The sequence below is a fragment of the Pseudomonas sp. Je.1.5.c genome (genome assembly GCF_051129895.1).
Classification (GTDB): Bacteria; Pseudomonadota; Gammaproteobacteria; order Pseudomonadales; family Pseudomonadaceae; genus Aquipseudomonas; species Aquipseudomonas urmiensis.
The window spans coordinates 1-13,695 of record NZ_JBCPSP010000045.1; the positions used below are offsets into that span (position 1 = coordinate 1).

Genomic DNA, 13,695 nt, shown 5'->3' on the forward strand with positions numbered 1-13,695 from the left:
GGGTGAACCTGTCGGCGCTATCGCGGGGCAAGCCCGCTCCCACGTGAATTAGTCAACCAGGATCGAGGTTCCGGTCATCTCTGCTGGCTTTTCCAGGCCCAGCAGTTGCAGCATGGTCGGCGCCACGTCCGCCAGCACGCCGCCTTCGCGGACCTTGAGCTTGCGCTTGCCCACATAGATGAACGGCACCGGCTCGGTGGTATGAGCGGTGTGCGCCTGGCCGGTGCACTCGTCTTCCATTTGTTCAACGTTGCCGTGGTCGGCGGTAATCAGCGCTTCGCCGCCAACCTTGTCCAGTGCCTCGACGATGCGCCCAACGCAGGTGTCCAGCGCCTCGACAGCCTTGACCGCCGCCTCGAACACGCCGGTATGGCCGACCATGTCGCCGTTGGCGTAGTTGACCACGATGACATCGAAGCGCTGCTGCTCGATGGCTTCGACGATGCGGTCGGTCACTTCAGGGGCGTTCATTTCAGGCTGCAGGTCGTAAGTGGCGACCTTCGGCGACGGGATCAGGATGCGCTCTTCGCCTTCGAACGGCTCTTCACGCCCGCCCGAGAAGAAGAACGTCACGTGGGCATACTTCTCGGTCTCGGCGATACGCAGCTGGGTCTTGCCGTTTTTCGCCAGGTACTCGCCCAGTACGTTGTCCAGGCTGGCTGGGGCAAAGGCCGCAGGGGCAGCGATCTTGGCCGAGTACTGGGTCAGGCCGATGTAGGCGGCAAGCTTGGGCAGGCGGGCACGCGGGAATTCGTTGAAGTCCGGCTCGACGAACACGCGCGACAGCTCGCGGGCACGGTCGGCGCGGAAGTTCATGAAGATCACCGCATCGCCATCTTCGACCTTGACCGCTTCGCCAATGCGCGTGGCTTTGACGAACTCATCGCTTTCGTCGCGTGCGTAGGCGGCTTCAAGGCCTGCCACGGCGGTATCGGCAGTGTAATCGGCCACCGAGTCGACGATCAGGTTGTAGGCGGCGCTGACGCGGTCCCAGCGGTTGTCACGGTCCATTGCGAAGTAGCGGCCGATCAGGCTGGCGATGCGGCCTTTACCCAACTTGGCGAAGGTCGCGTCGAGCAGTTCGATCGACGACTGGGCGCTGCGGGGCGGGGTGTCGCGACCATCGAGGAAGGCGTGCAGGTAGATTTTCTCGGCGCCACGTTGTGCGGCCAGTTCGGCCATGGCGACCAGGTGGTCCTGATGGCTGTGTACGCCGCCGTCGGAGAGCAGGCCGAGGATGTGCACGGCCTTGCCGGCGCTGGCGGCCTTGTCCACGGCACCGGTCAGCACGGGGTTGTGGAAGAACTCGCCGTCACGGATGGCCTTGGTCACCCGGGTGAAGTCCTGGTACACCACGCGCCCGGCACCGAGGTTCATGTGACCGACCTCAGAGTTGCCCATCTGGCCGTCGGGCAAGCCGACATCCATGCCAGAACCGGAGATCAAGCCGTTGGGCTGGGTAGCCCGCAGGCGATCGTAGACCGGGGTGTTGGCTGCAAAGATGGCGTTGTACTCGGGGCTTTCGCTGTGACCGAAACCATCCAGGATGATCAGGACCAGGGGTTTAGGCGTGCTCGTCATCAATCCCACTCACGGTTGCTAGAAGATGATAAAGACACGCATTTTAGGGCAAATACGCCATCTGGGGCGAAAATTCATCGTGCTACCCGACCATCGTCCCGACCAGCTGCAATGAAAGCTGTTCGCCTGCCTGGCCTACGGGCTTTGGTGGGCCTTTGGGGCTGTGTATACTGGCCGCCATTTTCAATCGCGTGGAACACACCTGATGGTTGCTAACCTGATCACTTTTGCCACAAACCACTTCATTCTGGTGGCGATCTTCTTCGTTCTGCTGATCCTGCTGCTGGTCAATGAAATTCGTCGCGGCGGGCAGAGCCTGAGCAACGGCCAATTGACCGCCCTGGTCAATGCCGACAAGGGTCTGGTGATCGACATCCGCCCGAGCAAGGAATATTCGGCAGGGCACATCGTCGGTGCGCTGAACATCCCGCAAGACAAGCTCGCCACTCGCATGGCAGAGCTTGAAAAACACAAAGACAAGACCCTGATCGTGGTCGATAGCATGGGCCAGCAGTCTGGTACCCATTGCCGTGAACTGCTCAAGGCTGGTTACACCGCCGCCAAGCTCAGCGGTGGCATTTCCAGCTGGAAAGCCGATAACCTGCCCCTGGTGAAGTGATATGAAGCCCGTCATCGTTTACTCCAGCGACTACTGCCCCTACTGCATGCGCGCCAAGTACCTGCTCGAGAGCAAGGGCGTGGCGTTCGAGGAAATCAAGGTCGACGGCAAACCACAGGTTCGCGCCGAAATGAGCCAGAAGGCCGGCCGTACCTCGGTGCCGCAGATCTGGATCGGCAGTACCCATGTCGGTGGTTGCGATGACCTCTATGCCCTGGAGCGGGCGGGCAAGCTCGACAGCCTTCTCGCGGCCTGATTCACACCGCTTAGAACCCCATTAGGAAAAGGATCTGCCATGACTGACCAACAAAATAACGGCGCCGCCGCCGACGAAAACGCCCCACAATTTTCCATGCAGCGCATCTATGTGCGCGACCTGTCGTTCGAAGCGCCAAAGAGCCCGCAGATCTTCCGTCAGCAGTGGGAACCGGCTGTTTCGCTGGACCTGAACACCCGTCAGAAAGCCCTGGAAGGTGACTTCCACGAAGTCGTACTGACCCTGTCGGTAACCGTCAAGAACGGTGACGAAGTGGCGTTCATTGCCGAAGTTCAGCAGGCGGGTATCTTCCTGATCAAGAACCTCGACGCGCCATCGATGAGCCACACCCTGGGTGCGTTCTGCCCGAACATCCTGTTCCCGTACGCGCGCGAAACCCTGGACAGCCTGGTGACCCGTGGTTCGTTCCCGGCCCTGATGCTGTCGCCGGTCAACTTCGACGCCCTGTACGCGCAAGAGATGGAGCGCATGCAGGCCGCTGGCGAAGCACCGTCGCTGCAGTAAGTACTGCTTGCGAGAAACAAAAAGCGCCCCTTGGGGCGCTTTTTTCATGGCCGTCAGGCAAACCCTTGCTGACGCCACGCCTCGTAGACCGTCACTGCAACGGTATTGGACAGGTTCAAGCTGCGACAGCCCGGCCGCATCGGCAGGCGCAGCTTCTGCTCAGCCGGCAAATTGTCCAGCACTTCGGCGGGCAACCCGCGACTTTCAGGCCCAAACAAGAATGCATCGCCTGGCTGGTAGGCGACCTCGTGAAACGGATGCGAGCCCTTGGTGGTGAAGGCGAACAGGCGCGGCTGGCCGAGGCTTTCCAGGCATCCGGCCAGGCTCTGGTGGCGCTTGAGCGTGGCATACTCATGGTAATCCAGTCCGGCCCGGCGCAAGCGCTTGTCGTCCAGCTCGAAGCCGATCGGCTCGATCAGGTGCAGGGCGCAGCCGCTGTTGGCACATAGGCGGATGATATTGCCGGTATTCGGCGGAATTTCTGGTTGAAAAAGGATGACGTGAAACATGCACGGCTCCAAGCATGAAGATGACGGGCATTCTACCCCCGAACCCGACCTGCGTTCGAAAGCCTTCCCGCGCGTGATGTTTTCCCTGGCCATCGTCGGGGTGATGGTCGGGCTGATGATCGGCCGCTTGACCACCCCTGAAGAGCGCGTGCTGGAGCAGATAGAAGTGGTGCAGGGCGGCCTGGACCTGTGGTTTAACGAAGAGCCCAAGCTGCATGGCGAGAATGTCGAAGGCACGGTTGCAGTGGTCTTCGAAGCGCAGGGCAAATCCCAACGTGGGCAGCTGACGTTGCAGGGTAAGCCAGTGGGTTGGCGGGTGCAGAAGAGCGAGGAAGGCTTGCTGCTGACGGTGGTCGCCGCGCGCCCTCTGCAGGGCGACTGGGTCGGTGCAGAGGACGCGGGACGCTGGCGAGTGCAGGTGAGGCTGCACGAATAAAAGAGGGGATTCCCGGCCTGCCTGTACCGAGGTCCCCGAAACTGGAGATACAGTACTTATTGCAGGTGTCGTGCCAGTTTCGGAAAGCCCGGAAACATTGCGTTTCAAGACAGTTCGGCCAGTGTTTGAGGGGATTTGTGCCTTTGCGAGGTGCATGAAGCACAGCAACGGTGCATGCAGACAGATCGATCCCAGACAAAGTTAAGGCCTCCCACGCAAACGCTCCCACGCAAAGTCATGTTGGCCTTACAGCACCGGAAGCAAGGCGAGTTGGGGCAGTTGCAGCAGCAATTGCGGGGCATGGTGGGGCGGTTCAGCCCGTAACATCGAGCATTAACGTGGGAGCGGGCTTGCCCCGCGATCACATCCTCACAGCCAAACAGCGTCCCAATGAGGGTAATCGCCAAGGCGCTCTGCCAGGCCTGCCCGCAGCGGATTGCACACGATATAGCGCGCAAAGTCGCGCACATCCTCATCGCGCCTCAGTGCCTGGTCATGGTAGCCAGACTGCCATAACCGTCCCTCTACCTTGCCTTGTTTGTATAGCGAGCAACGGCTTCTGGATTTGAATCGCCGCATCAAGCTACACAGCGTGCTGTCGCGCAGTTCGATCAGCCAGTGGAAGTGATCGGGCATGATTACCCAGGCAAGAGAGCGAAGGGCGTTTTCAATTTCGGCTTGGTGGAGGAGCGGGGGGAGGCAGCGGGCAGCACCGAAATCGGCGAATATGGGCCGCCGGTCCTTCGTTGTGCTGGTCAGCAGGTAGATACGGCCGGGCTCTGAAAAGCGGCCTCGGCGCAGGTGGTTGGAGGCGGGACGATCCATGTCGGTCTCCTTGAATGATGAACTCTCACGGTAGGCCGCAATGTGAACCGTTGCCAGGCATGATTGGAGCAGGATGTGTCTGCAACAATGCTATCGCGGAGCAAGCCCGCTCCCACGTGAGGAGGGGCTGCGCGCGATGCCGGTCAATGGCTAGCGTAGATCAATGCTCATCGCCTTCATCATCATCCCCGCCATCGACCTTCATCCCCAGTTCCTTGATCTTGCGCGTCAGGGTATTGCGCCCCCAACCCAGCAACACCGCAGCATCACGCCGACGCCCCGCCGTATGCTTGAGCGCCGTCTCGATCATGATCCGTTCAAAACTGGGCACTGCGCTATCGAGCAGGTTCGACTGACCCCGGGCCAGCGCCTGGTCGGCCCACTGACGCAGCGCCTGCTCCCAGTTGGTCACCGGCGCGGCATCCTGCGGCAGGTTGAGTAGCTCGGGCGGCAGGTCGCCGATCAGCACTTCGCGGCTGGAGGCCATTACGGTGATCCAGCGGCAGGTGTTCTCCAACTGGCGCACGTTGCCTGGCCACGGCAGGTTGCGAATGAACTCTTCGGTCTCCGGCTTGAGCAGTTTGGGCTCGACCGCCAACTCCTGGGCCGCACGCCCGAGGAAGTGTCGCGCCAAGGTCGGAATATCTTCGCGGCGATCCGCCAGGCGCGGGATATGGATGCGGATGACGTTCAGGCGATGGAACAAGTCTTCCCGGAACTTGCCGGCCTGCACCAGGGTTTCCAGATTCTGGTGGGTCGCAGCAATGATGCGCACGTCGACCTTGACCGGCACATGGCCACCAACCCGGTAGAACTCGCCGTCAGCCAGCACCCGCAACAGGCGGGTCTGGGTGTCGGCGGGCATGTCGCCGATCTCGTCGAGGAACAGGGTGCCACCGTCGGCCTGTTCGAAGCGGCCACGGCGCAGGTTGGCCGCGCCGGTGAAGGCGCCCTTCTCGTGGCCGAACAGCTCGGACTCCATCAAGTCCTTGGGGATCGCCGCCATGTTCAAGGCGATGAACGGCGACGCCGCGCGCGGGCTGTGGCGGTGCAGGGCGTGGGCCACCAGCTCTTTACCGGTGCCCGACTCGCCGTTGATCAGCACGGTGATGTTGGAGTGGCTGAGCCGGCCAATGGCGCGGAACACCTCCTGCATCGCCGGCGCTTCACCGATGATCTCCGGGGTGCGGGTCAGGGTTGCCGGTACGTCCAGGCCTTGCTGCTCCTGGGCATGCTGATTGGCGCGCTTGACCAGCGATACCGCTTCGTCCACGTCGAATGGCTTGGGCAGGTACTCGAACGCGCCGCCTTGGTACGAGGCAACGGCGCTGTCCAGGTCCGAATGGGCGGTCATGATGATCACCGGCAGGCGCGGATGCTGTTCGCGGATCTGCGCCAACAGGTCCAGGCCACTGGCACCAGGCATGCGGATGTCGGAGATGATCACGTCCGGCTGCTGCCGGGCCAGGCGGCCCATGACGCCGTCGGCGCTATCGAAGCTCTGGGTGGTCATGCCTTCTTGTTGCAGGGCTTTTTCCAGGACCCAGCGGATGGAGCGATCATCGTCGACGATCCAGACGGTTTCACTGCGGCTCATTGGGCTGTGGCTCCTTGTTCCAGGGGCAGGAAGATCGAGAAGGTGGTGTGGCCGGCGTGGCTTTCACATTCGATCAGGCCCTGGTGCTGGCTGATGATGTTCTGGGTGATGGCCAGGCCGAGCCCGGTGCCGTCCGGGCGTCCGCTGACCATGGGATAGAAGAGGGTGTCTTGCAGTTCTGCCGGGATGCCGGGGCCGTTGTCGGTGATTTCGACCCGAGCCACCAGGCGATGACGGATGTGGCCGATGGTGAACTGGCGCACTGCACGGCTGCGCAGGGTGATACGACCCAGGCGCAGCTCGTTCTGGCCGCTGATCGCCTGCATGGCGTTACGCACGATATTGAGGACGGCCTGGATCATCTGTTCGCGGTCGATCAGCACGTCCGGCAGGCTTGGGTCGTAATCGCGCACCAAAGTGATGCCGCCCTGGCTCTCGGCCTCGACCAGGCTGCACACCCGCTCCAGCACTTCATGCACGTTGGTCATCGCAAGCGACGGCAGTTTGTTCGAGCCGAGCATACGGTCGACCAGGTTGCGCAGGCGGTCGGCCTCTTCGATGATCACGTTGGTGTAGTCGCGCAGGCCATCCTCGGGCAGTTCGCGCGCGAGCAGTTGTGCCGCGCCGCGAATACCGCCTAGCGGGTTCTTGATCTCGTGGGCCAGGCCGCGCACCAGCATCTTGGTGGTTTCCTGCTTGGACAGCTGGGCTTCTTCTTTTGTGATGCGCAGCAGTCGGTCGCGCGGGTGTACTTCAAGCAGCAGCAGGGTTTGACCCTGATGCAGGATCGGCGTGACGGCGTAGTCGACGGTGATACTCTGGCCGGTCAACGAGGTCAGTTGGGCTTCGCGCTTGGTAAACGGGTGGGCTTGTTCCACCGCCTGACGCAGCGAGTTGAGCGCTTCAGTCGACTCGGTGAACAGCTCGCTGATGAACTGGCCATGGCTGCGCTGGCCACTGACGGCCAGGAGCATTTCCGCAGCCGGGTTCATGTACTCCAGGCGCAGCTCGGCATTGAGCAGCAGCGTGGCGGTGGTCAGGTTGTCCAGAAGCAGACGGTGCTGTGCATCGCTGATGGTCATGGGGCGTCGTTGACCTCTTTTGGCACATGGGCCGCCGTTGGCTGGGCCAAGGGCGGGCGCGCTGGTGATCCGCGTGATGGCTTGAAAATGCAAGAAACAAACCAAGGCTCCGAAAAGAAGCGCAATTTCCCGAGAAACACCTGCGGCCGCGCCATTCGGGGGATTTAAATCGTGGTTTATCGTTTCACGTGACCCAAATTGGGCTGCACCACGGGGCACTTAGACTTTGTATGCACCAATATAGAGCATAGCGACGCTCGGCTCATTCACACAGCTGGCCAGTGGCGCGGATCATCGCCAGGTAATGCAGGAAGTCGCCCTCGCGCTGTCGCAGTGCCACGGCGACTTGTTCCGGGCAAAGGGCAGAGCGGCTCTGGCGGAACCGCGCCAGGTTGCGCAGCAGATCATCCTGCAGGACATCCAGGCGCGGGCGAATCTTGCTTTGCAGGTCTTGGCGCGGCAGGTCAGGGGCTTCGCCATCCAGTCGCCATTGCGACAACAAGGCGTATTGCAGCAGCTTGTTGGCTTCCATCTGGTCGGCGAAGAACGCCTCGGCGTGTTCGGCGTTGAGTTGATGGGCGGGGGCTGAGCGGCGCACGGCGTCGAGCACCGATTGCTCGCGGGCAGTGGCCTGGACCGGTTGCTGGCGGTCCCACTTGTGCAGGGCCACGGCTTCGGCGATCGCCAGCCGGCGTTCGATGTTGTCGAGTAATCGGGACAGGGCGGGATCGACTGGCTCGGCACTGCAGCCAGTGAGGGCGAGTGCGCAGCACAGCGCAAATGAGGCAAGGCGCATGATGAGTCTCCTGTGGCAGTGGAGCCTCGAAGTGTGCAGTCAGTCTGAAATAGCGGCAGTCAGACACTTCCGAAAAATGTGCCCCTGAAAACAGAAACGGCCTCGCGAAGGAGGCCGTTTCTTGGTGATGATTGCGGCGCCAGGCGCCGCTTGCATCAGACGCTGTAGTACAGATCGTATTCCAGCGGGTGGACGAAGGTGCGAACGCGGATTTCTTCTTCCGACTTCAGTTCGATGTAGGCATCGATGAAGTCGTCGGAGAACACGCCGCCCTTGGTCAGGAACGCACGGCCCTTGTCCAGCTCTTCCAGGGCTTCTTTCAGGCTACCGCAAACCTGTGGGATTTCCTTGGCCTCTTCAGGCGGCAGGTCGTACAGGTTCTTGTCGGCGGCATCGCCTGGGTGGATCTTGTTCTGGATGCCGTCCAGGCCAGCCATCAGCAGTGCGGCGAAGCACAGGTATGGGTTGGCAGCTGGGTCCGGGAAGCGCGCTTCGATGCGGCGGGCTTTCGGGCTGGAAACGTAAGGGATACGGATCGAAGCCGAACGGTTACGGGCCGAGTAGGCCAGCATGACCGGAGCTTCGAAGCCTGGTACCAGACGCTTGTAGGAGTTGGTAGCCGGGTTGGTGAAGCCGTTCAGGGCTTTACCGTGCTTGATGATGCCGCCGATGAAGTACAGGGCGGTTTCCGACAGGCCGGCATAGCCTTCACCAGCGAAGGTGTTCTTGCCTTCTTTGGCGATCGACATGTGCACGTGCATGCCCGAGCCGTTGTCACCGTACAGTGGCTTAGGCATGAAGGTCGCGGTGCGGCCGTAGGCGTCGGCAACGTTGTGCACGCAGTACTTCAGTGTCTGAACTTCGTCAGCCTTGGCTACCAGGGTGTTGAACTTGACGCCGATTTCGTTCTGGCCGGCAGTTGCCACTTCGTGGTGGTGAACTTCGACGACCTGGCCCATTTCTTCCAGGGCGTTGCACATTGCGGTGCGGATTTCGTGGTCGTGGTCGACCGGCGGCAGCGGGAAGTAGCCGCCTTTGACGCCTGGACGGTGGCCTTTGTTGCCGCCTTCGACGTCCTGGTCGGTCATCCACGAGCCTTGCTCGGAGAAGATCTTGAACATCGAACCGGAGATGTCGGACTTGAACTTGACGTCGTCGAAGATGAAGAACTCAGGCTCTGGACCGACGAAGACGGTGTCACCGATACCGGTGGTCTTCAGGTACTCTTCGGCGCGACGAGCGATAGCGCGTGGGTCGCGGTCGTAGCCTTGCATGGTGGACGGCTCGATCACGTCGCAGACCAGGATCAGGGTCGGCTCTTCGGTGAACGGGTCCAGCACGGCGGTGCTGTCATCCGGCAGCAGGATCATGTCGGAGGCTTCGATGCCTTTCCAACCTTCGATGGAGGAGCCATCGAACATCTTGCCAGCTTCGAAGAACTCATCATCCAGCGCATCGCGAGCTGGCATGGTGACGTGTTGCTGCTTGCCTTTGGTGTCCGTGAAACGCAGATCAATCCACTTGACGTCATGATCTTTGATGAGCTGAACCGACTTCGACATGTTGTCCTCCGGATGGTCTAGAGCGCGGTGGGCCGCTGCCCTGGAAAAAGGGTGTCGCCGGGCGCGCATAGTCGGCCAAGCTTACCTGCCTCACAAGGGAGCAAATTGCATGCCAGTGCCCAAAAATGGCGAGGGCGGGACAAAAGCAGGCGTTTAGGGGCATTTATTCAGGGATGGGCGGGCTGCGACGCACTGATAAGAGGCGTTTTTGAAAGGTTGCGCACCGTAATGGTGCGTAACTCAGCTATCGCTCATTGTCCGGGCTCTATCGCGGGGCAAGCCCGCTCCCACGCAGCCTATACAGGAGAACGTGCAGGCTACATAGGAGCGGGCTTGCCCCGCGATAGCTGCAGGCCTGTAAAACAGGGCTTGGCAGAGAAAGTCAAACCTTCTGTACAAAAGTTGGTCAAATCCTGAGCAATTTCCGCTATAATTCGCGCCCCTCATTTTCGGCAGGCCCTGGGCGCGCTGTTTACCCATGAAACTTATCGTCAAAGTCTTCCCAGAAATCACCATCAAGAGCCGGCCGGTGCGCAAGCGCTTCATCCGTCAGCTCGCGAAGAACATTCGCAATGTGCTCAAGGATCTGGACCCTGAGCTGAAGGTCGATGGTGTCTGGGACAACCTCGAAGTGGTCACCCGCGTCGAAGACGAAAAAGTCCAGCGCGAGATGATCGAGCGCCTGTCCTGCATGCCGGGGATCACCCACTTCCTGCAAGTGGAGGAATACCCGCTGGGCGACTTCGACGATATCGTCGAGAAGTGCAAGCAGCACTTCGGTCATCTGCTGGCCGGTAAACGCTTCGCCGTACGCTGCAAGCGCGGCGGCCACCATGACTTCACTTCGATGGACGTCGATCGCTACGTCGGCAGCCAACTGCGCCAGCAGTGCGGCGCCTCCGGGATCGACCTGAAGACCCCAGAAGTGATGGTGCGCATCGAGATCCGCGACCAGCGCCTGTACGTGATCCACAACCAGCACCAGGGCATCGGCGGCTATCCGCTGGGCGCCCTGGAGCAGACGTTGGTGTTGATGTCCGGTGGCTTCGACTCCACGGTGGCCGCCTACCAGATGATGCGCCGCGGCCTGATGACCCACTTCTGCTTCTTCAACCTCGGCGGCCGTGCCCACGAGCTGGGGGTGATGGAAGTTGCCCACTACCTGTGGAAGAAATACGGCAGCAGCCAGCGCGTGCTGTTCATCAGCGTGCCGTTCGAAGAAGTGGTCGGCGAGATTCTCGGCAAGGTCGACAACAGCTACATGGGCGTCACCCTCAAGCGCATGATGTTGCGCGCCTCGGCGAAAATCGCCGACCGTCTGGAAATCGACGCCCTGGTCACCGGCGAGGCGATCTCCCAGGTGTCCAGCCAGACCCTGCCAAACCTGGCAGTGATCGACCAAGCCACCGACAAGTTGGTACTGCGCCCGCTGTTGGCCAGCCACAAGCAGGACATCATCGACACCGCTTATCAGATCGGTACCGCCGAGTTCGCCAAGCACATGCCAGAATACTGCGGCGTGATCTCGGTGAACCCGACCACCTGTGCCAAACCGCACCGGGTCGTGCACGAAGAAAACCAGTTCGACATGCAGGTACTCGAGCGCGCCTTGGAGCGTGCCCGTTTCATCTCGATCGACCACGTTATCGACGAGCTGGGCCAGGACATTCAGGTCGAGGAAGTGGGCGAAGCCCTGCCTGGCCAGATCGTCATCGACATTCGCCACCCCGATGCCCAGGAAGACGAACCCCTGGTGATCGACGGCGTCGAGGTCCAGGTCATGCCTTTCTATGCCATCAACAGTCGCTTCAAGCACCTCGATGGCAATCGTCAGTACCTTCTTTATTGCGACAAGGGCGTCATGAGCCGCCTGCATGCGCATCACCTGCTCAGTGAGGGACATGCCAATGTGCGTGTTTATCGTCCGGCATAAGACGCCAGGGCTGTATGGCGGCAGCATCCGCCATCGCCCTCCCGACCAATGGGCCCGCTGAGCCTTTTACCTTCATATTGGCTGCCTAGACTGGGCAGCAAACCGAATCCTCTGATCGAGATACATTTGTGATCGAAAATCTGCGTAACATCGCCATCATCGCCCACGTTGACCATGGTAAAACCACCCTGGTCGACAAACTCCTGCGCCAGTCCGGCACTCTGGAGCGTAACGAGCTCAACGACGAGCGCGTGATGGACTCCAACGACCAGGAAAAAGAGCGCGGCATTACCATTCTGGCGAAAAACACCGCCATCAACTGGAACGGCTACCACATCAACATCGTCGACACCCCCGGCCACGCCGACTTCGGTGGCGAGGTTGAGCGTGTAATGTCGATGGTTGACTCGGTGCTGCTGCTGGTCGACGCCCAAGACGGCCCGATGCCGCAAACCCGCTTTGTGACCAAAAAGGCTTTCGAAGCAGGCCTGAAGCCAATCGTCGTGATCAACAAGGTCGACCGTCCGGGCGCGCGTCCTGACTGGGTTCTGGACCAGATCTTCGACCTGTTCGACAACCTCGGTGCTACCGACGAACAGCTGGACTTCAAAGTCGTCTACGCCTCGGCCCTGAACGGCATCGCCGGTCTGGACCACACCGACATGGCCGAAGACATGACCCCGCTGTACCAGTCGATCATCGACAACGTACCAGCGCCGTCTGTCGACCGTGAAGGTCCGTTCCAGATGCAGATCTCCGCACTGGACTACAACAGCTTCCTCGGTGTTATCGGCGTTGGCCGTATCGCCCGTGGTCGCGTCAAGCCGAACACCCCGGTTGTCGCCATCGACACCAACGGCAAGAAGCGTAACGGCCGTATCCTCAAGCTGATGGGCCACCACGGTCTGCACCGCATCGACGTCGAAGAAGCCCAAGCGGGCGACATCGTCTGCATCAGCGGTTTCGATGAGCTGTTCATCTCCGACACCCTGTGCGCTCCTGACGCGGTAGAAGCGATGAAGCCGCTGACCGTTGACGAGCCGACCGTTTCGATGACCTTCCAGGTCAACGACTCGCCGTTCTGCGGCAAGGAAGGCAAGTTCGTCACCAGCCGTAACATCAAGGACCGTCTGGACAAAGAGCTGCTGTACAACGTTGCTCTGCGCGTTCAGGAAACCGATTCCCCTGACAAGTTCAAGGTATCGGGCCGTGGCGAACTGCACCTGTCGGTGTTGATCGAAACCATGCGTCGTGAAGGTTTCGAGATGGCCGTAGGCCGTCCTGAAGTGATCATCCGCGAAGTCGACGGCGTCAAGCAGGAGCCGTTCGAGAACGTCACCATCGACATCCCTGAAGAATCCCAGGGCAAGGTCATGGAAGAGATGGGTCTGCGTAAAGGCGACCTGACCAACATGGTTCCGGATGGCAAAGGCCGTGTTCGCCTGGAGTACAACATTCCAGCTCGTGGACTGATCGGTTTCCGTAACCAGTTCCTGACCCTGACCAACGGTGCAGGCATCCTGACCTCGATCTTCGATCGCTACGACACCATGAAGTCGGGCCAGATGTCCGGCCGCCTGAACGGCGTTCTGGTGTCGGTCGAGACTGGCAAGGCTCTGACCTACTCGCTGGAAACCCTGCAGGCTCGTGGCAAGCTGTTCGTTGAACACGGCCAAGAGATCTACAACGGTCAGATCATCGGCCTGAACAGCCGTGACAATGACCTGGGCGTGAACCCGACCAAAGGCAAGAAGCTCGACAACATGCGCGCTTCGGGCAAGGACGAAGTCATCGCCCTGGTTCCGCCAGTTCGCCACACCCTCGAACAGGCCCTGGAATTCATCCAGGACGACGAGCTGTGCGAAGTCACGCCGAAGTCGATCCGTCTGCGCAAGAAGATCCTGGACGAAGGCGAGCGTACCCGCGCTGCCAAGAAAGCCAAGAACTGAGTTAGCTCAGGCTGAATGAAAACGC

The 13,695-nt window shown here is 60.7% G+C and carries 13 protein-coding genes; 6 read left to right on the forward strand and 7 right to left on the reverse strand.

The genetic code is table 11. The features are described 5' to 3' along the window. Positions 1-48: 48 nt before the first annotated feature. Positions 49-1,581 (reverse strand): 2,3-bisphosphoglycerate-independent phosphoglycerate mutase, encoded by a 1,533-nt coding sequence (gene gpmI, locus AAZU54_RS23375; protein WP_186557607.1) that lies wholly within the window; start codon positions 1,579-1,581, stop codon positions 49-51. Between the two features lie 205 nt (positions 1,582-1,786). On the opposite strand from gpmI, the gene AAZU54_RS23380 reads away from it, so the two are divergent. The 3 genes from AAZU54_RS23380 to secB are packed head-to-tail and all read left to right on the forward strand — an operon-like array spanning position 1,787 to position 2,981. Further along, the gene (locus AAZU54_RS23380; protein WP_186557608.1) at positions 1,787-2,200 is read left to right on the forward strand and encodes a rhodanese-like domain-containing protein; all 414 of its coding nucleotides are present in this window, start codon (positions 1,787-1,789) and stop codon (positions 2,198-2,200) included. A 1-nt stretch (position 2,201) separates the two neighbouring features. Beyond that, positions 2,202-2,456: a glutaredoxin 3 gene (gene grxC / locus AAZU54_RS23385; RefSeq protein ID WP_186557609.1), complete on the forward strand. Its 255-nt coding sequence runs from the start codon at positions 2,202-2,204 to the stop codon at positions 2,454-2,456. 39 nt (positions 2,457-2,495) lie between these two features. Beyond that, positions 2,496-2,981 (forward strand): protein-export chaperone SecB, encoded by a 486-nt coding sequence (gene secB / locus AAZU54_RS23390; RefSeq protein WP_186557610.1) that lies wholly within the window; start codon positions 2,496-2,498, stop codon positions 2,979-2,981. A gap of 53 nt (positions 2,982-3,034) precedes the next feature. Here the strand turns inward: secB and trmL are convergent, their stop codons facing one another. Continuing rightward, entirely contained in the window at positions 3,035-3,490 is a 456-nt protein-coding gene (gene trmL / locus AAZU54_RS23395; RefSeq protein WP_186557611.1) for a tRNA (uridine(34)/cytosine(34)/5-carboxymethylaminomethyluridine(34)-2'-O)-methyltransferase TrmL, read from the reverse strand. Between trmL and AAZU54_RS23400 the strand changes: the two genes are divergently transcribed. Beyond that, on the forward strand, positions 3,489-3,926 hold the full coding sequence (locus tag AAZU54_RS23400) for a hypothetical protein (protein ID WP_186557612.1): 438 nt from the start codon (positions 3,489-3,491) through the stop codon (positions 3,924-3,926). The two genes, trmL and AAZU54_RS23400, sit on opposite strands and share 2 nt — an antisense overlap. A gap of 369 nt (positions 3,927-4,295) precedes the next feature. Here the strand turns inward: AAZU54_RS23400 and AAZU54_RS23405 are convergent, their stop codons facing one another. From AAZU54_RS23405 to glnA, 5 genes are all read right to left on the reverse strand, one after another. Further along, on the reverse strand, positions 4,296-4,751 hold the full coding sequence (locus tag AAZU54_RS23405; RefSeq protein ID WP_186557613.1) for an REP-associated tyrosine transposase: 456 nt from the start codon (positions 4,749-4,751) through the stop codon (positions 4,296-4,298). A gap of 160 nt (positions 4,752-4,911) precedes the next feature. After that, complete coding sequence (ntrC, locus tag AAZU54_RS23410; RefSeq protein WP_186557614.1) at positions 4,912-6,348, reverse strand: nitrogen regulation protein NR(I); 1,437 nt, start codon at positions 6,346-6,348, stop codon at positions 4,912-4,914. Next, complete coding sequence (glnL, locus tag AAZU54_RS23415) at positions 6,345-7,430, reverse strand: nitrogen regulation protein NR(II) (RefSeq protein ID WP_186557615.1); 1,086 nt, start codon at positions 7,428-7,430, stop codon at positions 6,345-6,347. Before glnL ends, ntrC begins: the two co-directional genes overlap by 4 nt. Before the next feature lie 262 nt (positions 7,431-7,692). Beyond that, positions 7,693-8,226 carry a chorismate mutase gene (locus AAZU54_RS23420; protein ID WP_434727737.1) on the reverse strand — a complete coding sequence of 178 codons (534 nt, stop codon included), beginning with the start codon at positions 8,224-8,226 and terminating at the stop codon, positions 7,693-7,695. Between the two features lie 155 nt (positions 8,227-8,381). Further along, complete coding sequence (gene glnA / locus AAZU54_RS23425) at positions 8,382-9,788, reverse strand: glutamate--ammonia ligase (protein ID WP_186557617.1); 1,407 nt, start codon at positions 9,786-9,788, stop codon at positions 8,382-8,384. Positions 9,789-10,266: 478 nt separating this feature from the next. Between glnA and thiI the strand changes: the two genes are divergently transcribed. Next, positions 10,267-11,721 carry a tRNA uracil 4-sulfurtransferase ThiI gene (thiI, locus tag AAZU54_RS23430; RefSeq protein WP_312151352.1) on the forward strand — a complete coding sequence of 485 codons (1,455 nt, stop codon included), beginning with the start codon at positions 10,267-10,269 and terminating at the stop codon, positions 11,719-11,721. Positions 11,722-11,849: 128 nt separating this feature from the next. After that, entirely contained in the window at positions 11,850-13,670 is a 1,821-nt protein-coding gene (gene typA, locus AAZU54_RS23435) for a translational GTPase TypA (protein WP_312151350.1), read from the forward strand. Positions 13,671-13,695: the final 25 nt, after the last annotated feature.

What these genes read in the sequence shown, in the direction of transcription:
- gpmI (WP_186557607.1), bottom strand. Translation starts at nt 1,581, where the DNA reads ATGACGAGCACGCCTAAACCCCTGGTCCTGATCATCCTGGATGGTTTC.
- AAZU54_RS23380 (WP_186557608.1), top strand. Translation starts at nt 1,787, where the DNA reads ATGGTTGCTAACCTGATCACTTTTGCCACAAACCACTTCATTCTGGTG.
- grxC (WP_186557609.1), top strand. Translation starts at nt 2,202, where the DNA reads ATGAAGCCCGTCATCGTTTACTCCAGCGACTACTGCCCCTACTGCATG.
- secB (WP_186557610.1), top strand. Translation starts at nt 2,496, where the DNA reads ATGACTGACCAACAAAATAACGGCGCCGCCGCCGACGAAAACGCCCCA.
- AAZU54_RS23400 (WP_186557612.1), top strand. Translation starts at nt 3,489, where the DNA reads ATGCACGGCTCCAAGCATGAAGATGACGGGCATTCTACCCCCGAACCC.
- trmL (WP_186557611.1), bottom strand. Translation starts at nt 3,490, where the DNA reads ATGTTTCACGTCATCCTTTTTCAACCAGAAATTCCGCCGAATACCGGC.
- AAZU54_RS23405 (WP_186557613.1), bottom strand. Translation starts at nt 4,751, where the DNA reads ATGGATCGTCCCGCCTCCAACCACCTGCGCCGAGGCCGCTTTTCAGAG.
- ntrC (WP_186557614.1), bottom strand. Translation starts at nt 6,348, where the DNA reads ATGAGCCGCAGTGAAACCGTCTGGATCGTCGACGATGATCGCTCCATC.
- glnL (WP_186557615.1), bottom strand. Translation starts at nt 7,430, where the DNA reads ATGACCATCAGCGATGCACAGCACCGTCTGCTTCTGGACAACCTGACC.
- AAZU54_RS23420 (WP_434727737.1), bottom strand. Translation starts at nt 8,226, where the DNA reads ATGCGCCTTGCCTCATTTGCGCTGTGCTGCGCACTCGCCCTCACTGGC.
- glnA (WP_186557617.1), bottom strand. Translation starts at nt 9,788, where the DNA reads ATGTCGAAGTCGGTTCAGCTCATCAAAGATCATGACGTCAAGTGGATT.
- thiI (WP_312151352.1), top strand. Translation starts at nt 10,267, where the DNA reads ATGAAACTTATCGTCAAAGTCTTCCCAGAAATCACCATCAAGAGCCGG.